This window comes from Bacillus sp. PS196 (genome assembly GCF_037963555.1).
Taxonomy (GTDB): Bacteria; Bacillota; Bacilli; order Bacillales; family Bacillaceae; genus Bacillus; species Bacillus subtilis.
In genome coordinates this window covers 3,458,237-3,481,825 of the sequence record NZ_CP150159.1, presented here as the reverse complement: position 1 = coordinate 3,481,825, position 23,589 = coordinate 3,458,237, and the positions used below count along the sequence as shown (strand labels likewise).

Here is a 23,589-nt window from a genome sequence, read left to right as displayed (position 1 = left end):
CATAAGGAATTAGTGTTTTTTACATATGATGTGAAATAAACGCTATACAACCAGAATAAGAGATGCACAGAATAATTAACCATAAACAACCATCATTCCTCGTAGAGTATGAGGAACGAAACTTGATGTTCAAAATACGATTCCAAATGAGGACAGGTTCACAGTAAAAGGGAGGATATAAAAAGTGAGAAAGAGTTTATTGACACTTGGTTTGGCTTCCGTCATCGGGACAAGCAGTTTTTTGATCCCATTTACAAGTAAAACTGCATCGGCGGAAACATTAGATGAAAAGAAACAAAAAATCGAAAGCAAGCAATCTGAGGTTGCTTCCAGCATTGAAGCGAAGGAAAAAGAATTAACTGAGCTTCAGGAAAATCAATCAAAGATTGAAAAAGAACTGAAAGACATTAACGCTAAGGCGCTTGATACAAGCAACAAGATCGAAGATAAAAAAGAAGAAAATGATAAAACAAAAGAAGAAATCAAAAAACTGAAAAAAGAGATTAAAGAAACTGAAGCACGCATCGAAAAACGCAATGAAATCCTGAAAAAACGCGTTCGTTCTTTACAGGAAAGCGGCGGATCTCAAGGATACATAGATGTTCTTTTAGGATCAACAAGCTTTGGTGACTTTATCTCTCGTGCGACTGCGGTTTCATCTATTGTGGACGCAGACAAAGATTTAATCAAACAGCAAGAGCAGGATAAAGCGAAGCTCGAAGATTCTGAAGCGGATTTGAATGACAAGCTGAAAGAAGTTCAAGCTGCATTGGCTAAATTAGAAACAATGCAAAAAGACCTTGATAAACAGCTTAATGAAAAAGACAAGCTTTTCGACGAAGCAAAAGCAAGCCAAAAGAAAACGGCTAAAGCGATTTCTGAATTAAAATCAGAGGCGTCTGAACTTGCAAATCAAAAAGCAAATACTGAAGCTGAACAAGCACGCATCAAAAAAGAACAAGAAGCAGCGGCTGCTTTGATCAAAAAGCAGGAAGAAGCACAAAAAGCATCTGATGAAACACAAACAGATGACAGTCAAACGGCGACAACTGAATCAGCAAAAGCAAGCTCATCTGATGATTCTTCAGACAATTCTTCTAACGGTTCATCAAACAGTTCGTCAAACGGCTCATCTTCTAAGAAGAGCAGCGGCTCAAACAGCAATTCAGGCGGCACTGTTATCAGCAACTCTGGCGGAATTGAAGGCGCGATCAGCGTTGGTTCAAGCATTGTAGGACAATCTCCGTACAAGTTTGGCGGCGGACGCAGCCAATCTGATATCAACAACCGTATTTTTGACTGCTCATCATTCGTACGCTGGGCATACGCTTCTGCAGGTGTTAACCTTGGACCTGTAGGCGGGACAACTACTGATACGTTAGTTGGCAGAGGACAAGCTGTCAGCGCGTCTGAAATGAAACGCGGAGACCTTGTGTTCTTTGACACTTACAAAACAAATGGACACGTAGGAATCTACTTAGGAAACGGTACTTTCCTAAACGACAATACATCTCATGGCGTATCTGTTGACTCTATGAGCAATCCTTACTGGAAAAAAGCATTTAAAGGCGTTGTAAGACGTGTTGTTCAATAATAAATATGACAAGGGCCTTCTAAAACAGAAGGCTCTTTCTTTATTAACATATACCCTTTTCGAATACATTTAATCGTGTTGAGCAAAAAAATAGCGTATCACCATGAGATTTTATAGGATATGGGTAAGGAATACGTTTGATGGGGATTCTTATCTTATAAGAAAGAGCCCAAACTTGAAAAGATGGTTTAAGGAGTGAATAGTGTGTCAGAAGAAAAAATTTATGACGTGATTATAATCGGCGCGGGCCCTGCTGGGATGACGGCCGCTGTATACACATCAAGAGCGAATTTATCAACATTAATGATTGAAAGAGGAATTCCTGGCGGACAAATGGCCAATACGGAAGATGTAGAAAACTATCCTGGATTCGAAAGTATCCTTGGGCCTGAGCTTTCTAACAAAATGTTTGAACACGCGAAAAAATTCGGCGCTGAATACGCTTATGGCGATATTAAAGAAGTCGTTGACGGCAAAGAGTACAAAGTAGTCAAAGCTGGTTCAAAGGAATATAAAGCACGTGCTGTCATCATTGCGGCTGGTGCGGAATATAAAAAAATCGGCGTGCCTGGCGAAAAAGAATTGGGCGGCCGCGGTGTATCTTATTGTGCAGTATGTGACGGCGCTTTCTTTAAAGGCAAAGAACTTGTCGTTATTGGCGGCGGAGATTCCGCGGTTGAAGAAGGCGTATATCTGACTCGTTTCGCTTCAAAAGTAACGATTGTTCACAGACGTGATAAACTCCGTGCTCAAAGTATTCTTCAAGCGAGAGCATTTGATAATGAAAAAGTTGACTTCCTATGGAACAAAACCGTGAAGGAAATTCATGAGGAAAACGGCAAAGTCGGTAACGTAACGCTTGTCGATACGGTAACCGGTGAAGAAAGTGAATTCAAAACAGACGGCGTATTCATTTACATTGGCATGCTTCCTCTGTCTAAACCGTTTGAGAATCTGGGCATTACGAATGAAGAAGGCTACATCGAAACAAACGACCGCATGGAGACAAAGGTTGAAGGAATTTTCGCTGCCGGAGACATTCGCGAAAAATCACTGCGCCAAATCGTAACGGCTACAGGAGACGGAAGCATTGCGGCACAAAGCGTACAACATTATGTCGAAGAGCTCCAAGAAACGCTGAAAACCTTAAAATAAAAAGGGCTGTCATACGAGTTTCACATTACGTTACTGGGTTTTAATTCCGCTGTAACACATGTGTAATGCTTTTCGGTTATGATTAATAAAGTAATTGACCCCCTTTTTATAATGAATACACTTTTTTGGCACGGATTCTCCAGTTATCCGTGTCCTTTTTTTGTCCATAAATAAAAGATGAATGCCAGTTACAGCAAAATCATCTGAATTAAGGAATGAATATGCTGTAAAATAGAAGAAAAGATTGTCAATGTCTCTTCATTGTGGGAGGCATCTTGAAGCGGTATAATAAAGAGACGATGACAGGACGAAGGTTAGGTGACGTACTTGCAAAGAGTGACAAATTGTGTGCTTCAGACGGACGACAAAGTTCTTCTGCTTCAAAAGCCGAGACGCGGCTGGTGGGTCGCCCCGGGCGGCAAGATGGAGAGCGGAGAATCAGTCAGAGACTCCGTCATCAGAGAGTACAGAGAAGAGACTGGTATCTATATCATAAATCCTCAATTAAAAGGCGTTTTTACCTTTATTATTAAAGACGGTGACCACATTGTCTCCGAGTGGATGATGTTTACGTTTGTCGCTGATTCATACACAGGACAAAATGTATCAGAATCAGAGGAAGGCAAACTGCAGTGGCACGATGTCAATGACATTCAGAGCCTGCCTATGGCCCCTGGAGACGGCCATATCCTTGATTTTATGATGAAGGGACAAGGGCTGCTGCACGGCACATTTACGTATACACCGGACTTTGAGCTGCTCAGTTATCGTTTAGACCCGCAGCACATCAAATAGAAAGACAAGTCAGGGGGGAGAAAGATGAGTGTTAGTGAATCACATGATATTCAGCTTGTCATTATAACCGGAATGTCGGGAGCGGGGAAAACTGTCGCCATTCAAAGCTTTGAAGATCTCGGCTATTTCTGCGTCGATAATCTTCCGCCTTCATTGCTTCCGAAGTTTTTAGAGCTGATGAAGGAATCAAATTCGAAAATGAGCAAAGTTGCGCTCGTGATGGATCTGCGCGGCCGCGAATTTTTTGACCGGCTGATTGAAGCGCTGGATGAAATGGCCGAAAATCCGTGGATCACACCGCGAATTTTATTCCTGGACGCGAAGGATTCCATTCTCGTCACGAGATATAAAGAAACGAGACGCTCGCATCCGCTGGCAGCGACTGGCCTGCCGCTTGAAGGCATTGCGCTGGAACGAGAGCTGCTTGAGGAATTAAAAGGCCGCTCTCAGATCATTTACGATACATCTGACATGAAGCCGCGTGATTTGCGTGAAAAAATCGTGAAGCACTTTGCGACAAACCAAGGAGAGACATTTACCGTAAATGTCATGTCATTTGGTTTTAAATACGGTATTCCAATTGATGCAGATCTCGTCTTTGATGTCAGATTTTTGCCGAATCCGTACTATATCGAAAGCATGCGGCCGCTGACTGGCAAGGATAAAGAGGTTTCCTCTTACGTCATGAAGTGGAATGAAACACAAAAGTTCAATGAGAAATTAATTGATCTGCTGAGCTTTATGCTTCCATCTTATAAAAGAGAAGGAAAAAGCCAGGTTGTCATTGCGATCGGCTGCACAGGGGGCCAGCACCGCTCTGTGACATTAGCCGAGAATTTAGCTGATTATTTCAAAAAGGATTACTATACTCATGTTACTCACCGGGACATTGAAAAGAGAAGCCGGAAATAAGATGGGACAAAAGCCGAAAATTGCAATCTTTGGCGGCGGTACAGGTCTTTCTGTATTGCTTAGGGGCTTAAAGCATAAACCTGTTGACATCACGGCCATTGTAACAGTTGCCGATGATGGGGGAAGCTCTGGCCGTCTGCGGAATGAACTGAAAATTCCGCCTCCAGGAGACATCAGAAATGTGCTTGCCGCTTTATCCGATGTGGAGCCGCTTGTTGAAGATCTTTTTCAGCACCGCTTCAATAAAGGGAATGACTTAACAGGCCATTCTCTCGGGAATTTGATTTTGGCAGCGATGACAAATATAACCGGTGATTTTTTTCACGCTGTCACTGAAATGAGCAAGGTGCTGAATGTAAGAGGAAAGGTTTTGCCGGCTGCCAATGCCAGTGTCGTTTTGCATGCTGAGATGGAAGACGGCCGCGTGGTCTCAGGCGAGTCAACGATCCCGGAATACGGACAGCGTATTAAGCGTGTTTTTCTCACGCCTGAACAGATTGATCCGCTGCCGGAAACAATAGACGTGATCAGGGAAGCGGATTTGATTATTATCGGCCCGGGAAGCCTCTATACAAGCATTCTTCCCAATTTGCTCGTCCCAAAAATCGGGGAAGAAGTGATAAAGGCGCCGGCGAAAAAAGTATACATTTGCAACGTGATGACTCAGCCCGGCGAAACGCTCCATTACACCGCTGCTGATCATGTGAAAGCGCTCAATCAGCATATGGGCTGTGGTTTTATTGATACGATATTAGTAAACAGTGAAGACATTCCCGACGAAATAAAGCGTAAGTACGAAATGGAATCGGCGCGTCCTGTTGATTTTGATATTGAAGAGCTGAAAGCGATGGGGCTTGAAGTCATCAGAGATCAAATTGTAACGTATAAAAATGACGTAATACGTCACGATACACATAAAGTGGCCTCTCTTCTTGTTGATTTACTGAAAGAATGAAGCCTTGAAATGAGGTGGCTATATGTCATTTGCATCAGAAACAAAAAAAGAATTAACGAATCTGGAAGTGAAGGACTGCTGCATTAATGCCGAGCTGTCTGCACTCATTCGGATGAATGGAGCTTTATCATTTACAAACCGCCATCTCGTACTCGATGTTCAAACCGAAAACGCGGCGATTGCCCGCCGCATCTATACATTGCTGAAAAAACAATATGATGTGTCGGTCGAGCTGCTGGTCAGAAAGAAAATGCGGCTGAAAAAGAATAACGTTTATATTGTGCGTTTTTCAGAAAATGCAAAAGCGATCTTAGAGGATTTAAAAATACTCGGGGAGAATTTTGTGTTTGAACGAAGTATTTCGAAAGAGCTGGTCAAAAAGAGATGCTGCAAGCGTTCTTATATGAGAGGAGCATTTTTGGCAGGAGGTTCGGTCAATAACCCGGAAACCTCCTCGTATCATTTAGAAATCTTCTCTCTTTATAAGGAGCATAACGATTCATTATGTGACCTGTTAAATGAGTTTCAGTTAAACAGCAAAACGCTTGAACGGAAAAAAGGCTATATTACCTATTTAAAAGAGGCTGAAAAGATTACAGAGTTTCTGAACGTAATTGGCGCTCACAATTCGCTTCTGCGATTTGAGGATGTCAGAATCGTTCGGGACATGAGAAATTCGGTCAACCGCCTCGTCAATTGTGAAACAGCCAACTTAAACAAAACGATCGGCGCATCGCTGAGACAGGTGGAAAATATTAAATACATCGATGAAAGAATCGGCCTGGAGGCGCTGCCTGAAAAACTTCGGGAAATTGCGCAGCTGCGGATTGATTATCAGGAAGTGACGCTGAAAGAGCTAGGGGAAATGGTAGCAAGCGGGAAAATCAGCAAATCAGGGATCAATCACAGGCTGAGAAAACTTGACGAAATCGCAGAACAGCTGCGGACAGGGCAAACCGTCACTTTAAAATAACCGTAAAGAAAAGGGGAGATCTTATGGTTCAACAGAAAGTGGAAGTTCGATTAAAGACAGGACTGCAAGCACGTCCTGCTGCTTTGTTTGTACAAGAAGCAAACCGGTTTACGTCAGATGTGTTTCTTGAGAAGGATGGGAAAAAAGTAAACGCCAAAAGCATCATGGGGCTGATGAGCCTTGCGGTAAGCACAGGCACTGAGGTTACCTTGATTGCCCAGGGAGAAGATGAACAAGAGGCGCTGGAGAAGCTGGCTGCTTACGTTCAAGAAGAAGTTTAGGTGATAAAAATGAGTGACTTTCTAAAAGACTGCTTTCAGAAAATCGGCTGGGAGAAAGACCATGTCAGCTTCGGCGATCTTCCCCTTTTTCTTAAAGCAATGGCATACCGTTTTCCATTCGAAAACCGTGCCGTACTTGCAAAAGAGAATTATAAGATCACAAAAGAAGAGCTATGGCGACGTCTGCTCAAAGATCAGCACGGCGGCCTATGCTACGATTTAAATGGTTTTCTTTATTTTGTCTTGCGTGAGGCTGGGTTTCATGTGAAGCTCATTCGAGGAACGGTTTATGCAGGCGATCAAGAGGGATGGGCACTAGAAGGGACGCATGCTGCTGTATGGCTGTCTGCGGAAAACGGCGATTACCTCGTTGATATCGGCTTCGGCATCAACCTGGCGCTCCAGCCGATACCGCTTTCCGGAGAAACGGTACAGTCACCAGTCGGGTCATTCCGAATCAAAAGAGAAGAGACAGAAAAGGGCAGCCATGTTCTGCTGATGGACAAGGGAGAAGGCTGGCAAATCGGGTACGCCTTTACTCTTGAAGAGAGTGATCTCGGTGATTTAGATAACATGAAGGACATCATTCACTCTCATGAAAAATCTCCTTTTAACAAATCCCCGCTTGCCTCAAAGCTGACGCCGAGCGGAAGGATGGTCATGTCAGAGCGCCATTTTACGATTCATGAAAACGGCAGTGACATTCAAAAAAGTGACATTGGCCCTTCAGAATTTGAAGAGAAATTAAATACTCATTTTTTGTAACGTGAAAAGCTTGCAGGATCTGCAAGCTTTTTCTTATGAACAAGTGTAGATTGCTGTATCAAATGCATCTTCTGGGATATACAGTTTTCCCTTTTCGTATTTATAAGGAATTTCATTCTCTTTAAAACACTCTTTTTCATATTCAGTTAGTGTATCCCCAATTTCTATGTATTTCCCGGTATAGTTGGGCTGACATGCTGAAAGAATTGACGTCATTGCCAGAAACAGCATGATTTTCTTCATCACGACACCTGCCTATTATGAAAATTTTACCTTTATCATTCTATTATAACAAAAAGAAAAAGTCCGATTTACTATTCTGCACATGCTATAATAATTTTGGAATCTTCTAGAAAAATCATCGTGATGTACATATAAGGGGGATCAACGTGTATCGGATTTTGCTTGTGGAAGATGATGAGCGGATTGCTTCTTTGCTGGGCGGTCATCTTCAAAAATACGGATATGAAGTGAAAATTGCTGAACAGCTGAATGATATAAAATTGGAATTTGCAGAAATGAAGCCTGATCTTGTGCTGCTTGATATCAACCTGCCTTTTTTTGACGGGTTTTATTGGTGCAGGCAAATCCGTACCATTTCCAATGCGCCGATTATCTTTATATCGGCACGGACCGATGAGCTGAATCAGGTAATGGCGATTGAAAATGGCGGCGATGATTATATCACAAAGCCGTTCCATCTAGAGGTAGTGATGGCCAAAATCAAAAGCGTCCTGCGCCGCACATATGGTGAATATTCGCCCTCTTTGGCGCAGGAATCTAGAATAGTGGAGCTTGGCGGGCTGACGATTTATCCTGATCAGAATGAGGCCGAATGGAACAGCGTCCGTATTCTGTTTTCCCAAAAAGAATTCCAGCTTCTCTCTATTTTTGTGAGGGAGCATAAAAAAATTGTCTCTCGTGATGAACTATTGGAGGCGTTATGGGATGACGTTGATTTTGTCGATGACAATACGTTAACGGTCAATGTCAACCGGCTGCGGAGAAAACTGGAGAATGCAGGACTGACAGATTGCATTTCCACAATCAGAGGACAAGGCTATCAATTTCAAGTCAATCGGAAGGATGAAGCGGAGTGTTAAAGACGTATCTCATTGACCGCTTAGCCATTATTCTATTTTCATTATTAGGGATAGGGTCCGCCATGCTGATTGCGTATTTAAGCATTGTAGAGAGCGGCGCAGAACCTTCCAAAGAAAATATGATGTACATATGGATTTTGCCCGGTACTCTTTTAGCCGCAGGTTTTGCTGCTGATTATGTTCGGCAATTTTCCTTTCTCACATATGTTAAAAAGCTTGCAGAACAAGCCTCTTCTTCGAATGACATCGGACAGTCTTTGAAAGCCCGAAAGCCAAGAACAGGAGAGCAAGCGCTTTGGACGAAAATGATCAACGCACTCGGGCAGCAATACGAAAGCAGGCTCTCACAATATATCAATCAGCAAAAACAGCATTATACCTTCACCAACCAATGGGTCCACCATATGAAAACACCGGTATCTGTCATATCCTTAATGATTCAGGAAGGAAAAAACGGAACCTCATCCTCTTTTCCGACGTTTTTAGAGGAGCTGGAGGATGAGAATGAGAGATTTCGCCACGGTCTTGATATGATGCTGCAAACGGCCCGGCTGGAGGAATTTGCATTTGATGTAAAGCCGCAAACCTTTGATTTGGCAGAAATGGTTCGTTCACTGATCAATCAGGAAAAACGTCAGTTTATTAAACGGCGCCTTTTTCCAACATTACATGTGCCGCCAAATGCCGTTCAGATTTCCAGTGATCAAAAGTGGCTTTCCTTTGTTGTCGAGCAAATCCTTTTCAACGCCTTAAAATATTCAAAGCAAGGTGTGGGAGACTCTATTACAATCCGGATTGAAACACAGGGACATGAGACGCGATTGTCGGTTGCCGACGAAGGAATCGGCATACCGCCGCAGGATCTGCCGCGGATTTTTGACGCGTTTTTTACCGGAGAAAACGGACGAAGCATGAAAGAGGCAACTGGAATGGGCCTTTATTTGGCAAAACAGGTGTGCAGCCGTCTCGGCCATAAGCTGTATGCGGAATCAAAAGAAGGGGCTGGCACTGTGATGACCATCGTGTTTTCAAGTGACACCCTCGTGAATGTGACAGCATTGTAAGGTTGGGGAGCGGAATTGCAAGAAAGTTCGATGGGAGGATGCTGACTTCCTTTTTATAATAAAGAAAAAGGAGGAGCAGAACATGAACGTGTTGCAAACAACGAACCTATCGAAAACGTACTATTCAAATAAAGGAACAATATCATACCAAGCGCTCAGCGCCTTTGATCTCAGTGTGTCAAAAGGAGAATTTGTCGGGATTATGGGGCCGTCGGGTAGCGGAAAAACCACGCTTTTGAATTTGCTGGCTACCATTGATAAGCCGACCCAGGGCGAGATGATGATCAACGGCATTCAGCCGAAAACGTTAAAGGACCAAGAGCTGGCTTTGTTTCGCAGAAGAGAACTCGGCTTCGTCTTTCAGGATTTTAATCTGCTTGATACGCTGACGATTCGTGAAAATATTCTCTTGCCGCTCGCATTGGATAAGGTAAAGCTGAGAGAAATGGAAGCCCGATTGGATGAACTGGCGGATACGCTGCAAATCAAGCACATTCTCGATCACCGCACATATGAGGTGTCGGGCGGACAGCAGCAGCGGGCAGCTTGTGCCAGAGCGATTATTCACAATCCGGCGCTCATTCTTGCCGATGAACCGACAGGAAACCTCGACTCAAAATCGGCAAAGCAAGTGATGAACACACTGGCTCAGCTGAATGAGGAAAAGGAAGCGACGATTCTGTTGGTTACGCATGATGCCACAGCAGCAAGTTTCTGTAAACGAATTGTTTTTATTAAAGACGGACGTTTCTTTTCAGAGATTCACAGAGGAACAAACAGGCAGGTGTTTTATCAAAGTATATTAGATACCTTGAGTGTGTTGGGAGGCGATTTTCATGAATTTGAGAACTATCGCCCGTAAAAACATTCTTGGGAATCTGCAACGGTATGTGGCCTACTTTTTAAGCTGTGTGTTTGCCGTTTCGGTGTTTTTTGTCTTCACATCATTTATTTTTCATCCTGATGTCAATGAAGACAATATATATGGCGGAAGCCTTGTCAAAACATGCTTGAGCGCAGCTCTTGTCGTCATCATTGTGTTTTGTATATTTTTCATTACATATTCCAATTCAGCGTTTTTGCAGGCAAGAAAGAAAGAGTTTGGGCTGCTGACACTGTTTGGCACATCAAAGCAGCAGCTTCGCAAGATGATTTATTATGAGCAGTCACTTATTTCTCTTGCGGCGATTGCGGCCGGCATTGGAGCAGGCCTGTTATTTTCAAAACTGTTTTTTATGATCATGACATGGATGCTCAGCGTGAAGGTGCCGATTTCGTTTGCCATTGTGCCGAAAGCGTTTGTGATGACAATTGCCGGCTTTCTCATCCTGTTTCAGACGCTGCTCATTTTATCACTGGGACGGATTCGGAAGCTGGAAATCATTGAACTGATTAAATCGGCCAAAAAGCCGAAAAGTTTGCCGGTTTATTCGAAATGGCTCACTGTATTGTCTTTGCTATGTCTTGGCAGCGGTTATTATCTATCTGCAACAGCCAATGCAATTGACATGATGTTTCGGGTTTTTCCAATTTTGATTTTAGTGTTAATTGGCACGTATTTCTTTTTTACCCAAAGCAGTGTGGCGTTTTTCCGCATGCTTTACCGGAAGAAACACAGCTTCTACAAAGGCACGAATATCATTGTGCGTTCCAACATGATATTCAGGCTGAAGGATCATGCACGCATGCTGTTTTTAACCTCTGTCATTACAGCGGTCATATTAACAGCTACAGGTGTCATCTATATGTTTTATTCCGATTTACAAAGGCAGGAGGAGCAAAGCATTCCTCAGTCTGTTTCCTGGGTGGAAAAGGATGCTTCCCGCTTTCAGGTCATGAAGCCTGAGACAGCTGAGAATACATTGAAAAAAGCTCATGCTGTTATCAAGTATAAGGTGGATGCCACAGGGATTCCTGTCACTTTTCAGTCAGACTTGCCGTATGGAAATAAGAAGATGGAAGCGGAAGCTCTGCTGATTTCAGAAAAAGTCTATAATCAAGTCGCAAAGGAAAAAGGGTTCCCAGTTATTCATTTACAAGAAAATGAAGCATTTATTAATGTTTCTTTTCAAATGATGATGAAAGACACATTTGGAGAAGGGGAAACAGCAGCATTTCATATGAAGTCAGGAAAAACCCTTTCCTACGTCATGAAAAAGCAGCAAAACAAAGGGATATTGATGTCTGTCGATGGAGTCAGCCGTTTATTGGTTGTCAGCGAAAAGAGCTTTGACAGTCTGTCACAGGATGTGCCGCTGAAGGAACAGATGAGAATGGTAGGTTATGAGCTTGAGCATTGGCAGGAGACGGTGGATGTCTCTGAAAAGCTTGAAAACATGGTGCCGAAAGAACATACATCTGATTTTCAAACACGTGCTCCTAGTTATCAAATTGTAAAGCAGGGAGTTGCATTAATGCTGTTTATTGGTCTGTTTGTCAGCGTGCTGTTTTTTATCGTGCAAGGAAGCATGCTGTATTTGCGGATGTTTACGGAAATAGAAGATACGAGAGTGCAGGTGTTAGCGTTAAAGAGGATAGGGGTTACGGACAAAGAGATTCACTCAATCCTTGGAAAACAAATAGGATTTTTATTCTTCATCCCATTTATCGCAGGTACGATTCACGCGGGCTTTGCGTATGCAGCGTTAAGTAATATGCTGAATTCCAATTTATTTCTTGAGGCCGTAATTGTCATCTTCATTTATTTTGTATTCCAGGCTCTTTATTATATCGTCACCCGTCATATTTATAAGCGTGCTGTTCTTCAGCGTATGTAATATGAAATCCGGTCTGTTATCAGACCGGATTTTTGATTTATTGAAATTCTCTTGTGAGATTTTTCGGTGTTTGTCCTTGAATGGCTGCGATCATATTTTCGGCGGCCTGTTTGCACATGTTGAAGCGCACTTTAGCTGTTGCTGAACCGATATGAGGAAGCAGCGTGACATTATCCAGCTGCAGGAGCGGATTATCTTGGGTGACAGGCTCTTTTTCGTATACATCTAAGCCGGCTCCCCTGATCCAGCCTTCCTGAAGAGCGCGAATCAGTGCTTTTTCATCAACTGTCTTTCCCCGGGAAATATTGACGAAAATTGCTGAATCCTTCATCAACTTAAATTCGCGTTCTCCTATCATGTGATAGGTTTCATCAGTCAGCGGCGTAATGAGAAGAATAAAATCAGATTGCTCCAGCAATGTATCAAGCTCTGCATACTTAACGCCGATGCTGTCTTCTGTTTCTTGTTTGCGATGTCGGTTATGATAAAGCACTTCCATATCAAAACCAAATTTGGCGCGTCTCGCTGCTTGTTCTCCAATTCTGCCCATGCCGATAATGCCTAACGTTTGATGATGAACATCAATTCCGAAAAGCGCTTCCTCTTCCACGGTTCCCCATTTTCCTGCTCTGACAAAACGGTCCAGTTCGGCAACACGTCTGGCGGAAGACAGAATCAGTGAAAAAGCCAGATCTGCAACTGTGTCATCCAGTGTATAAGGTGTATGAGTCCCGACGACTCCTCTTTCTTTCATTGCTTCTATATCGAAGTTATCGTAGCCTACTGATTGGTTGCTGACCACTTTGAGCTTAGGCGCGTGTTCCAGCAACTCACGATTGATTGACGGTCCGGACGTCCCTGATGTTAAAAGCCCCTCCGCTTCTTTTAATTTTTCAAATAGCACGTCACTCGGAAGCGTATCCTCCTGCCATACTTCATAACGGCAATGTTCACCGATGAATGCTTCAATCTCTTCAGGAATCGGTTTTGTGATAAATACAAATGGTTTCAACAAGGCTCCCCCTTTATGGCTGTTGTCTAATTCATTATATCGGAAATAAATAGATGTTAAAAATATAGCTGCGTTTTTTAAATTTCTGGTTCTTTTGAACTTAAAATGAAGACCGAACAGCTAAATCTGCTTAAAAAAGTTTTTTAATTATCAGAATTCACCCATATTTTTTGTCAGACAAATCATCGATATACGAACTGCAGCCGGATTATAGGATGCATTAAATATAAATTTTATTATCTTTGAAAGATATAAATGTTTATGTTTTGATTCTACAGTCCAATTATAGTGTCTTTTTTTGAAAGCCTTTTCTTGGCTTATTCCTATGCTATAATTCCTTACTGTAAGCTGGGTAAGAAGGCTTGCAAAATCATATGGATGGGAGATGAATCAAATGGTTTCTTTAACATCAATTTTGGAACACAATCAGCGGTTTGTCAGAGAGAAGAAGTATGAACCGTACAAAACGACAAAGTTTCCTTCGAAAAAGCTCGTCATTGTCACCTGTATGGATACAAGGCTTACAGAACTTCTTCCGCAAGCAATGGGGCTTAAAAACGGTGATGCTAAAATTGTAAAAAACGCGGGAGCCATCGTTTCTCACCCATTTGGAAGCGTGATGCGAAGCATACTGGTCGCGATTTATGAATTGCAGGCTGAAGAGGTATGCATTGTCGGCCATCATGAATGCGGAATGTCAGGGCTGAATGCGTCCTCGATTCTTGAGAAAGCAAAGGAACGCGGGGTGGAGGATAGCTGCCTGAATTTGCTGACGAGTGCCGGACTCGATTTGAAAACGTGGCTGACTGGTTTTCACAGCGTGGAAGAAAGCGTTTCCCACAGTGTGAACATGATTAAGAATCATCCGCTGCTTCCGAAAAAAGTGCCGGTTCACGGACTTGTCATTCATCCTGAAACAGGAAAACTTGATGTGGTCATTAACGGTTATGAAACTGAGCTTATAAACAATCACTCATAAGGGAGGTTATAATAAAATATGCGATTCTCAGGGAGATTCAAGGGATACAATTTGCAGAAATTTCAGAAAGACTTGATTGCAGGTATCGTAGTAGGTGTCGTGGCAATTCCTTTAGGAATGGCGTTTGCCATTGCCTCGGGAGTCGAGCCTGAATATGGGCTGTACACTGTTGTTATAGCAGGGATTTGTATTTCTTTGTTTGGAGGATCAAAATATCAGATTGGCGGTCCGACGGGCGCCTTTGTCCCGATTTTATTCGGCATTGTCATGCAGTACGGCTTGGAAAATCTGCTGATTGCGGGGTTTATGGCAGGAGTGATGCTGGTGCTATTTGGGCTGTTTAAGCTCGGAAAAATAATGAAATTCGTGCCCAAACCCGTTATCGTCGGTTTTACAGCCGGAATTGCCGTGCTGATCTTTACGGAACAAATCGCTAATTTTCTCGGATTGAGAAATGTTGAAAAACATGAGAACTTTCATCACAACATGTTTGAAATTGTGCAGCAGCTCGGCACCTTTAACGTTTATGCCATTTTGACAGCTGTGATCGGGCTCGTCATTTTGCTTGTATCCGCCAAGGTGATGCCTAAAGTGCCGGGCGCTTTGTTGGCGCTTCTTATTTCCACAGTGGTCGCGGTTGTCTTTTTCCCTGACCGCATGGCAACGATTGGGTCAACTTATGGAGAAATCCCCCGCCATTTGCCGGAATTTCAGTTTCCTGAGCTTACTTTGGATAAAATGGTTATGCTGTTTCCGGCTGCGCTTGTCATCGCGCTTCTTGGAGGACTTGAGTCGATTTTGTCCGCAATGGTCGCTGATAACATGAAGGGCTCAAAGCATGACAGCAACAAGGAGCTTGTCGGCCAGGGGATTGCGAATATGGCAGCGCCCCTGTTTGGCGGAATCCCGGCTACAGGAGCGATTGCGAGAACGGCGACCAATATAAAAAACGGAGCGGTTTCCCCAGTTTCCGGCGTCGTTCACGGCGTAGTCGTTCTCCTTGTCCTGCTTGTATTTGCGCCTTATGCGTCCCATGTGCCGCTCGCCAGTATGGCACCGATTCTCATGGTGGTCGCATGGAATATGAGTGAGCGCAAGGAAGTCGCAAACATGCTGAGACTGAAAAATGCTGATTCCTTTATTTTGGCGGCGACCTTCGCCCTTACGGTTCTGTTTGACTTAATCATCGGTGTGGCAACCGGATTGCTGCTTGCATTCGTGTTCTTTATCAGAAGAATGAGCGAAGCGACCCGCATCCACAATCAGGAAACGCATCCTGTTCTGGCGAAGAGAGAAGATCCATCTGTCAGCATGTATGCCATAGAAGGGCCGCTGTTTTTCGGATCAATTGATTCCCTTGAATCGTCATTGCTGGAGCATGTACAGAAAAAACCGAAAACCCTTATTCTGCTCATGAATAAGGTGCACTATATGGATACGTCAGCTGAAGCGGTGCTTGGGAACATTATGAATCGAATTAAGCGCCACAATGGAAAGCTGATGATTGTAGGATTGCAATCGCAGCCAAAGGAGCTGCTGCATAAAACAGGCCTTTTTCACAAAATAGGAAAGCAGCATTTCTTTGATCATCATGATGAAATCACAGGTTAAAAAAAGCGGCCATCGCGGCCGCTTTTTTATGCATGTTCAAATCGTTTTGTCAGTTTTTCTTGGTGTGCCTTCATGATGTCTTCTAAAGAGACACCATACATATCAGCAAGAATGGCGATATTTCCGATGACATCTCCCATTTCTTCAATCAATTCTTGTTTTTGCTCAGCGCGTGACGATTCTTTCTCATCCGGCCGGTCTCTGCCGATTTCATACGCCCTGACAGCCCGGGCCAGTTCTCCGGCTTCCTCCATTAAAAAGCCGACGCGAATAAAAGGTCCGTATTCTGTCCAGCCTCTTTTTTCGTAAAACTCTTTCATCCATTTTTCTGCATCAGCCAGCTCCAACCTCATCACTCCTGCATTCTTTATGTATTTCATATTGATATTATCACATGAAGATGGGACAATATATAGTGTGTTTTTGAATGTTTAACACGATATATAGATGCGGAGATGACAAGATGAAAACCATTTGTGTATTTGCGGGATCAAACCCTGGGGGAAATGAAGCGTATAAAAGAAAAGCGGCAGAGCTTGGCGTGTATATGGCTGAGCAGGGAATCGGCCTTGTCTATGGGGGCTCCCGCGTAGGCTTGATGGGCACGATTGCCGACGCGATTATGGAAAACGGCGGAACTGCAATCGGGGTCATGCCGAGCGGTTTGTTCAGCGGGGAGGTTGTCCATCAGAATCTGACTGAGCTGATTGAAGTAAACGGGATGCATGAACGAAAGGCTAAAATGAGCGAGCTGGCGGACGGCTTTATCTCGATGCCGGGCGGCTTCGGTACATATGAAGAATTATTTGAAGTGCTGTGCTGGGCACAGATCGGCATCCACCAAAAGCCAATCGGACTGTACAATGTAAACGGATATTTTGAACCAATGATGAAAATGGTGAAATACAGCATTCAAGAAGGGTTTTCTAACGAATCGCACTTAAAACTGATTCACAGCTCGTCACGGCCGGATGAGTTAATTGAGCAAATGCAAAATTATTCTTATCCGATTTTAGAAAAAAAGTGGACAGAAATTTAAAAAAGAGATTTTCTCATGGAAGCGGAGAGAATGAGTCAGCAACCTAGCGTATGAATCCATGAAAAATCGAGTGTTTTTAACAAAGTGAGGTTTCCTTAAGGGAAATCTCTTTTTTATTTCTCTTTTGCCTGCATCGTATATTTAACAGTAATAGAGGACTTTATCACTAGTTTGGATAATAAGCACAGATAAGGAGGGGATGAAAATGGCAACATTGTCAGATGTGGCAAAAAAAGCAAATGTTTCGAAGATGACGGTATCACGAGTGATCAATCACCCTGAGACGGTGACAGATGAATTGAAAAAGCTTGTTCATTCTGCGATGAAAGAGCTGAATTACATCCCTAATTATGCGGCGAGAGCGCTCGTGCAAAACAGAACACAGGTTGTGAAACTATTGATACTTGAGGAAATGGATACGACAGAACCATATTACATGAACCTGCTGACAGGAATCAGCAGGGAGCTGGATCGCAATCACTATGCTCTCCAGCTTGTGACAAGAAATTCTCTTAATATTGGCCAATGTGACGGCATTATTGCCACCGGCTTGAGAAAGACCGATTTTGAAGGTGTAATAAAAGCTTTTGAGAAGCCGCTCGTCGTATTTGGACAAAATGAAATGGGCTATGACTTTATCGATGTGAATAACGAGAAAGGCACTTTTATGGCAACCCGCCATGTTATGGGGCTGGGGGAGCGGGAAGTTGTCTTTTTTGGCATTGATTTAGATGAGCCTTTCGAACGTGCAAGAGAACAGGGGTATATACGGGCGATGAATAAAAGCTTTAAAAAATCGAATATGTTTCGGATCGACAACAGTTCTAAGAAAAGTGAAGGCCTTGCAAGAGAACTGCTGAAATCCATGGACAATCAGGCCGCATTTGTCTGCGCATCTGATCGAATCGCGCTCGGCGTCATTCGTGCGGCGCAATCCCTTGGAAAGCGAATTCCAGAAGACGTTGCGGTTACCGGGAATGACGGTGTGTTTCTTGATCGCATCTCCTCGCCGCGCTTGACTACGGTCAGACAGCCTGTTGTTGAAATGGGGGAAGCCTGTGCGAAAATGTTGCTGAAAAAAATGAATGAAGACGGTGCTGCACAAGGAAGTCTATTTTTTGAACCAGAGTTAATTGTACGAGAATCAACGCTGTAAGCGCCTTATTCTGTTATCGGTAACAGGGTGAAAAGGATTGTTCCCACAATTTCATCATGATACTTTCAAACTATGAGCCGGCCTCAATAAAACGGAAATCAAAGGGGGAAACATGATGGAATATGCAGCGATTCATCACCAGCCATTCAGCACAGATGCTTATTCTTATGATGGGCGGACTGTGCATATCAAGATTCGGACGAAAAAAGGTAATGCAGATCACATTCGATTCATTTGGGGTGATCCCTATGAGTACAACGACGGCAAATGGTCGGCAAACGAGCAGCCGATGAGGAAAATTGCTGCTACAGAAATGCATGACTATTGGTTTGCTGAAGTGGTGCCGCCATTTAGGCGTTTACAATATGCGTTTGTTGTAACAGACGATCATGAAGACATCTTTTTCGGAAGTTCGGGTGTATGCCCTTATAACAAAAAAACACTGGAAACGATTCATTATTACTTTAAATTTCCGTTTGTTCACGAGGCTGATACATTTCAAGCGCCTGAATGGGTCAAGTCAACGGTTTGGTATCAAATTTTTCCGGAGCGTTTTGCAAATGGAAGAGAAGACTTGTCACCGAAGAATGCATTGCCGTGGGGGAGCAAGGACCCGGACGTCAATGATTTTTTTGGAGGGGATTTACAAGGAATTGTTGACAAGCTTGATTATTTAGAGGATTTGGGGGTGAACGGCATTTATCTGACGCCGATCTTTTCCGCGCCTTCTAATCATAAATATGACACGCTGGATTACTTTTCTATTGATCCGCATTTCGGGGATCCTGAGCTTTTTCGTACATTGGTCAGCCAGCTGCATCAGCGGGGGATGAGAATTATGCTTGATGCGGTTTTTAACCATATAGGAAGCGCGTCTCCGCAATGGCAGGATGTCGTCAAAAACGGAGATCAATCCCGCTATAAGGACTGGTTCCATATTCACTCTTTTCCCGTCACAGACGACAATTATGACAGATTTGCTTTTACAGCTGATATGCCGAAGCTAAACACGGCTAATCCCGAGGTGCAGAAATATTTGCTTGATATTGCTTTGTACTGGATTCGGGAATTTGACATTGACGGCTGGCGTTTGGATGTCGCAAATGAAGTGGATCACGTGTTTTGGAAGACATTCAGGCAGGCTGTATCTACTGAAAAGCCTGATGTTTATATTTTAGGTGAGATCTGGCATTCTGCCGAACCCTGGCTTAGAGGGGATGAATTTCATGCGGCGATGAATTACCCTTTTACAGAGCCTATGATTGAATACTTTGCTGACCAGACGATCTCAGCTTCACGTATGGCTCACCGTGTCAATGCACATTTGATGAATGGGATGAAGCAGGCCAATGAGGTGATGTTTAATTTACTGGATAGCCATGATACAAAGCGCCTTTTGACCAGATGCCGCAATGATGAGAAGAAAGCACGCGCGTTGCTGGCCTTTATGTTTGCCCAGACAGGCTCACCATGCATTTATTACGGAACGGAAATCGGGCTGAACGGCGAAAATGATCCATTATGCCGAAAATGTATGGTTTGGGAAAAAGAGAAGCAAAACCAAGACATGCTGCAATTTATGAAACGGTTAATTGCTTTACGCAAGCAGGAAAACACTTTATTGACTGAAGGACATCTTGAGTGGAATCTGCTGGACGACAAAAATGATTTCATTAGCTTTTCGCGGACTCTTGATGAAAAAATACTGATTTATTTCTTTAATCAAGGGAATGTGGTTCAACCCGTCAGTTTACGAGAGTTGAATATTGATAGGAATAAGAAAATCTGTGATGCATGGACAGAGCAGCCGCTTCATCATCACGATGTCATTGCCGTTCAGCAGGGAGAATTTTTGATTTTGAGTGCTGCCGCCCCTGTATAACATTCTGTTATCGGTAACAAATCAAAAGTTGTTGTAACCGCTTTCTATAGGACAATACAATTGTTATAGTTTCGTAAATAGAAGGGGGAAAAGAGATGGTTCTTTTAAAAAAGGGGTTCGCCATATTGGCGGCATCATTCCTGGTAATCGGCCTTGCCGCCTGCTCAAGTTCAAAAAATCCAGCAAGCTCTGATGGCAAAAAGGTGCTGACTGTGTCTGTCGAAGAAACGTATAAAGAATACATTGAAAGCATAAAAACAAAGTTCGAAAAAGAGAATGATGTCACAGTAAAAATTGTTGAAAAGCAAATGTTCGAACAGTTAGAAGCGCTTCCTCTTGATGGCCCGGCGGGTAATGCGCCTGATGTTATGCTTGCTGCATATGACCGGATCGGCGGTTTGGGACAACAAGGACATTTACTTGATATTAAGCCATCTAACACAAAAAGCTTTGGTGATAAAGAAATGCAGCAGGTGACAGTTGACGGCAAAGTGTACGGAATGCCGCTAGTCATTGAGACACTTATTTTGTATTACAACAAAGATCTTTTAAAAACAGCGCCAAAAACATTTAAAGACCTTGAAAAGTTAACGGAAGATCCTCGATTCGCGTTTGCTTCGGAAAAAGGAAAATCGACCGGATTTTTAGCAAAATGGACTGACTTTTATATGTCGTACGGCTTATTGACTGGATACGGCGGATATGTGTTTGGAAAAAACGGCACAGATTCCGGGGACATCGGCCTGAACAATAAAGGAGCTGTAGAAGCGGTGAAATATGCGGAGAAATGGTTTGAAACATATTGGCCGAAAGGAATGCAAGACAATTCAAGCGCAGACGACTTTATTCAGCAGATGTTTTTAGAAGGCAAAGCGGCTGCGATCATTGGCGGTCCTTGGTCAGCTGCCAATTATAAAGAGGCTAAATTGAACTACGGAGCGGCTCCCATTCCGACATTGCCCAATGGAGAAGAATATGCCCCTTTTGCGGGTGGGAAGGGCTGGGTAGCTTCAAAATATACAAAAGAGCCCGAGCTGGCTGAAAAATGGCTTGAGTATGCTGCAAATGATGCCAATGCTTACGCTTTTTATGAGGATACAAACGAAGTTCCGGCCAACACGGCTGCAAGGAAGAAAGCCGATGAGCAAAAGAATGAACTGACGTCAGCTGTGATTAAACAATATGAAACAGCAACGCCGACTCCAAATATTCCGGAAATGGCTGAAGTATGGACAGGAGCGGAAAGTTTAATTTTTGATGCAGCTTCAGGAAAAAAATCGACACAAACATCAGCGAATGATGCTGTAAACGTCATAAAGGAAAATATTAAAGAAAAGTATGTGAAATAAAACGGCGGGATAGCGTCCGGAAGAATAGAGGGCGGAAAAAATGAATAAACATCACACACTTGCAAAGCAAAAACGAAAGGCAGAGCTTTTATCGATCATTCCAGGACTTGGGCAGATTGCGAATCAGCAATTGTCAAAGGGGCTCTTATTTCTTGCCATCACAGGCTTGTTTGCTTTTGAATTATGCGTTTTCGGTATACAGGCGCTAACCGGATTGATGACATTGGGAAGTGTTCCCGGTGAAGATCACTCGCTGTTTATGCTGATTGAAGGCACGCTGCAATTGATCGTGACGGTGATTTTCCTCATGTTCTATATCTTTAATATCCATGATTCGCGTAAGACCGCCGCTATGAAAGCGGCGGGTTTGGAAGTCAATACAACAGCCAAGGATATGATCTGTCATGCGGGCGATAAAGGGTTTCCATATCTATTTACACTTCCGGCATATATCATGATGGTGTTTGTGATTATTTTTCCGGTTTTGGTGACTCTGTTTGTTGCATTAACAAACTATGATTTTTATCATATTCCGCCTAATCGTCTGATTGACTGGGTCGGGTTTAAAAATTTCTTAAATATTTTTTTCCTTGGCTCCTATCGTGAAACATTTGTGAATGTACTGGGCTGGACGGTTATCTGGACAATCTGTGCAACAACGCTGCAAATCATTTTAGGTATTGTGACGGCACTTTTCGTCAATCAGGATTTTATAAAAGGCAAGCGGATATTTCGAATGATTTTCTTATTTCCATGGGCTGTTCCGGCGTTTATTACAATCATGAGTTTTTCCAACATGTTTAACGACAGCATAGGAGCGGTGAATGCACAGGTGATTCCACTATTCAATCACCTGCCGTTTGTTGAGCTGCCTGCGATCGCGTGGAAGACTGATCCTTTCTGGACAAAGACAGCCCTCATTATGATTCAGACGTGGCTCGGCTTTCCATATATTTATGTCATGGTAACGGGAGTGCTTCAGGCGATTCCAGGTGAATTGTATGAAGCGGCAAAGATTGACGGGGCCACTTTTATTCAGCGCTTTCGGCATATTACATTCCCGATGATTTTATTTGCCACAGCACCCGTGATGATTACTCAGTATACGTTTAATTTCAATAATTTCTCGATCATCTACTTATTTAATGAGGGAGGACCAGGCAGTGCGGGAGCCGGGGCCGGGTCGACCGATATCTTAATTTCGTGGATTTATAAACTGACAACAGGCACATCACCCCAATATTCCGTTGCGGCGGCTGTGACACTGTTAATTTCTTTCATTGTCATTGGGATTTCACTGATTGCTTTCAAAAAATCGAATGCTTTTGGCAATGAGGAGGTTATGTAGGTGAACGCGAGAACTGCCAGAATGCTTAATAAAATCTGTACGTATTTATTTTTGACGCTTTTAAGTATTGTCATTATATATCCGTTGCTGATTACGGCATCATCAGCCTTCCGTGTGGGGAATTCGGCGGCTTTTCAGCTCGATTTTTCGGGTTCTTGGACATTGGATCATTTTAAGCGGCTATTTGACGAAACGCTTTATCTCAATTGGTACAGCAATACACTTGTCATCGCGCTATCGGTCATGGTTTTGCAGGTTACGATTGTGACACTTGCCGGGTACTCGTACAGCCGCTATCGGTTTGCAGGCAGAAAAAAGAGCCTGATATTCTTTTTAATCATTCAAATGGTGCCGACAATGGCGGCGCTGACTGCTTTTTATGTCTTGGCGATGCTGATAGGCGCACTCGATCAATACTGGTTTTTAACAGCGATCTATATCGGCGGCGGAATTCCGATGAACACGTGGCTGATGAAAGGTTATTTTGATACTGTGCCGAGAGAAATTGATGAAGCCGCGCGAATTGACGGAGCGGGACATCTGAGGATTTTCGCTTCAATTGTTCTGCCGCTTGTTAAGCCAATGCTCGCGGTGCAAGCGCTTTGGGCATTTATGGCACCGTTTGGCGATTATTTGCTGGCAAAGTTTTTGCTTCGCTCACCGGAAAGGCTGACCATCGCTGTAGGATTACAATCCTTTATTTCTAATCCGCAGCAGCAAAAAGTAGCTCTATTTGCGGCTGGTGCCATCCTTGCCGCACTGCCGATATGCGTTCTATTCTTTTTTCTCCAAAAGAACTTTGTGTCCGGTTTGACAGCCGGCGGAACAAAGGGGTAATT

23 protein-coding genes are annotated in these 23,589 nt (G+C 43.3%); 20 read left to right on the top strand and 3 right to left on the bottom strand.

From position 1 onward, the window contains the following. Positions 1–184 precede the first annotated feature (184 nt). The 8 genes from cwlO (at position 185) to NST79_RS18075 (ending at position 7,430) form a co-directional block, all read left to right on the top strand. Entirely contained in the window at positions 185–1,594 is a 1,410-nt protein-coding gene (cwlO, locus tag NST79_RS18110; RefSeq protein ID WP_003228138.1) for a peptidoglycan DL-endopeptidase CwlO, read from the top strand. 204 nt (positions 1,595–1,798) lie between these two features. Further along, on the top strand, positions 1,799–2,749 hold the full coding sequence (gene trxB / locus NST79_RS18105; protein WP_192858036.1) for a thioredoxin-disulfide reductase: 951 nt from the start codon (positions 1,799–1,801) through the stop codon (positions 2,747–2,749). A gap of 318 nt (positions 2,750–3,067) precedes the next feature. Further along, positions 3,068–3,544, top strand: a complete 477-nt coding sequence (locus NST79_RS18100) for an 8-oxo-dGTP diphosphatase (RefSeq protein WP_080478281.1) — start codon at positions 3,068–3,070, stop codon at positions 3,542–3,544. Positions 3,545–3,568: 24 nt separating this feature from the next. After that, a complete protein-coding gene (gene rapZ / locus NST79_RS18095) occupies positions 3,569–4,456 on the top strand; it encodes an RNase adapter RapZ (RefSeq protein WP_003243903.1) in 888 nt (295 codons plus the stop codon). Between the two features lies 1 nt (position 4,457). Then, a complete protein-coding gene (gene mgfK / locus NST79_RS18090) occupies positions 4,458–5,411 on the top strand; it encodes a gluconeogenesis morphogenetic factor (protein ID WP_003244450.1) in 954 nt (317 codons plus the stop codon). 22 nt (positions 5,412–5,433) lie between these two features. Next, positions 5,434–6,384 carry a DNA-binding protein WhiA gene (gene whiA, locus NST79_RS18085; protein WP_003243775.1) on the top strand — a complete coding sequence of 317 codons (951 nt, stop codon included), beginning with the start codon at positions 5,434–5,436 and terminating at the stop codon, positions 6,382–6,384. Between the two features lie 23 nt (positions 6,385–6,407). Beyond that, positions 6,408–6,665 (top strand): HPr family phosphocarrier protein, encoded by a 258-nt coding sequence (locus NST79_RS18080; RefSeq protein WP_003219835.1) that lies wholly within the window; start codon positions 6,408–6,410, stop codon positions 6,663–6,665. Beyond that, positions 6,666–7,430: an arylamine N-acetyltransferase gene (locus tag NST79_RS18075; protein WP_015251150.1), complete on the top strand. Its 765-nt coding sequence runs from the start codon at positions 6,666–6,668 to the stop codon at positions 7,428–7,430. A 33-nt stretch (positions 7,431–7,463) separates the two neighbouring features. Here NST79_RS18075 and NST79_RS18070 read toward each other — a convergent pair whose 3' ends face one another. Then, a complete protein-coding gene (locus NST79_RS18070; protein ID WP_029318346.1) occupies positions 7,464–7,673 on the bottom strand; it encodes a hypothetical protein in 210 nt (69 codons plus the stop codon). A gap of 146 nt (positions 7,674–7,819) precedes the next feature. Here NST79_RS18070 and psdR point away from each other — a divergent pair, with 146 nt between their 5' ends. The 4 genes from psdR to psdB all read left to right on the top strand — a co-directional run bounded on the left by psdR (position 7,820) and on the right by psdB (position 12,374). Continuing rightward, on the top strand, positions 7,820–8,533 hold the full coding sequence (gene psdR, locus NST79_RS18065) for a two-component system response regulator PsdR (RefSeq protein WP_106073366.1): 714 nt from the start codon (positions 7,820–7,822) through the stop codon (positions 8,531–8,533). Next, complete coding sequence (psdS, locus tag NST79_RS18060; RefSeq protein ID WP_212060919.1) at positions 8,527–9,597, top strand: two-component sensor histidine kinase PsdS; 1,071 nt, start codon at positions 8,527–8,529, stop codon at positions 9,595–9,597. The genes psdR and psdS overlap by 7 nt, the downstream gene beginning before the upstream one ends. Positions 9,598–9,679: 82 nt before the next feature. Continuing rightward, positions 9,680–10,459, top strand: a complete 780-nt coding sequence (gene psdA, locus NST79_RS18055; protein WP_003228167.1) for a lantibiotic ABC transporter ATP-binding protein PsdA — start codon at positions 9,680–9,682, stop codon at positions 10,457–10,459. Further along, on the top strand, positions 10,434–12,374 hold the full coding sequence (psdB, locus tag NST79_RS18050; RefSeq protein ID WP_101172216.1) for a lantibiotic ABC transporter permease PsdB: 1,941 nt from the start codon (positions 10,434–10,436) through the stop codon (positions 12,372–12,374). The genes psdA and psdB overlap by 26 nt, the downstream gene beginning before the upstream one ends. Positions 12,375–12,411: 37 nt before the next feature. On the opposite strand, the gene NST79_RS18045 is transcribed toward psdB, so the two are convergent. Beyond that, positions 12,412–13,389: a D-glycerate dehydrogenase gene (locus NST79_RS18045; RefSeq protein WP_072557265.1), complete on the bottom strand. Its 978-nt coding sequence runs from the start codon at positions 13,387–13,389 to the stop codon at positions 12,412–12,414. 382 nt (positions 13,390–13,771) lie between these two features. Here NST79_RS18045 and NST79_RS18040 point away from each other — a divergent pair, with 382 nt between their 5' ends. Beyond that, a complete protein-coding gene (locus NST79_RS18040) occupies positions 13,772–14,365 on the top strand; it encodes a carbonic anhydrase (RefSeq protein WP_128993446.1) in 594 nt (197 codons plus the stop codon). Positions 14,366–14,383: 18 nt separating this feature from the next. After that, positions 14,384–15,976: a SulP family inorganic anion transporter gene (locus tag NST79_RS18035; RefSeq protein ID WP_014480994.1), complete on the top strand. Its 1,593-nt coding sequence runs from the start codon at positions 14,384–14,386 to the stop codon at positions 15,974–15,976. A 26-nt stretch (positions 15,977–16,002) separates the two neighbouring features. On the opposite strand, the gene NST79_RS18030 is transcribed toward NST79_RS18035, so the two are convergent. Continuing rightward, on the bottom strand, positions 16,003–16,323 hold the full coding sequence (locus NST79_RS18030) for a MazG-like family protein (RefSeq protein ID WP_015714766.1): 321 nt from the start codon (positions 16,321–16,323) through the stop codon (positions 16,003–16,005). 116 nt (positions 16,324–16,439) lie between these two features. Here NST79_RS18030 and NST79_RS18025 point away from each other — a divergent pair, with 116 nt between their 5' ends. From NST79_RS18025 to mdxG, 6 genes are all read left to right on the top strand, one after another. Continuing rightward, positions 16,440–17,015 carry a TIGR00730 family Rossman fold protein gene (locus NST79_RS18025; protein WP_003228180.1) on the top strand — a complete coding sequence of 192 codons (576 nt, stop codon included), beginning with the start codon at positions 16,440–16,442 and terminating at the stop codon, positions 17,013–17,015. A 205-nt stretch (positions 17,016–17,220) separates the two neighbouring features. After that, positions 17,221–18,171 carry a LacI family DNA-binding transcriptional regulator gene (locus tag NST79_RS18020; RefSeq protein ID WP_044052450.1) on the top strand — a complete coding sequence of 317 codons (951 nt, stop codon included), beginning with the start codon at positions 17,221–17,223 and terminating at the stop codon, positions 18,169–18,171. 112 nt (positions 18,172–18,283) lie between these two features. Continuing rightward, positions 18,284–20,053, top strand: coding sequence for a glycoside hydrolase family 13 protein (gene mdxD / locus NST79_RS18015; protein WP_212060918.1), 1,770 nt, complete (start codon positions 18,284–18,286; stop codon positions 20,051–20,053). A gap of 95 nt (positions 20,054–20,148) precedes the next feature. Next, positions 20,149–21,402 (top strand): maltodextrin ABC transporter substrate-binding protein, encoded by a 1,254-nt coding sequence (mdxE, locus tag NST79_RS18010; RefSeq protein ID WP_212060917.1) that lies wholly within the window; start codon positions 20,149–20,151, stop codon positions 21,400–21,402. A gap of 40 nt (positions 21,403–21,442) precedes the next feature. Further along, a complete protein-coding gene (gene mdxF / locus NST79_RS18005; RefSeq protein WP_212060916.1) occupies positions 21,443–22,750 on the top strand; it encodes a sugar ABC transporter permease in 1,308 nt (435 codons plus the stop codon). Further along, positions 22,751–23,587 (top strand): maltodextrin ABC transporter permease MdxG, encoded by an 837-nt coding sequence (gene mdxG, locus NST79_RS18000; protein WP_080479591.1) that lies wholly within the window; start codon positions 22,751–22,753, stop codon positions 23,585–23,587. Positions 23,588–23,589: the final 2 nt, after the last annotated feature.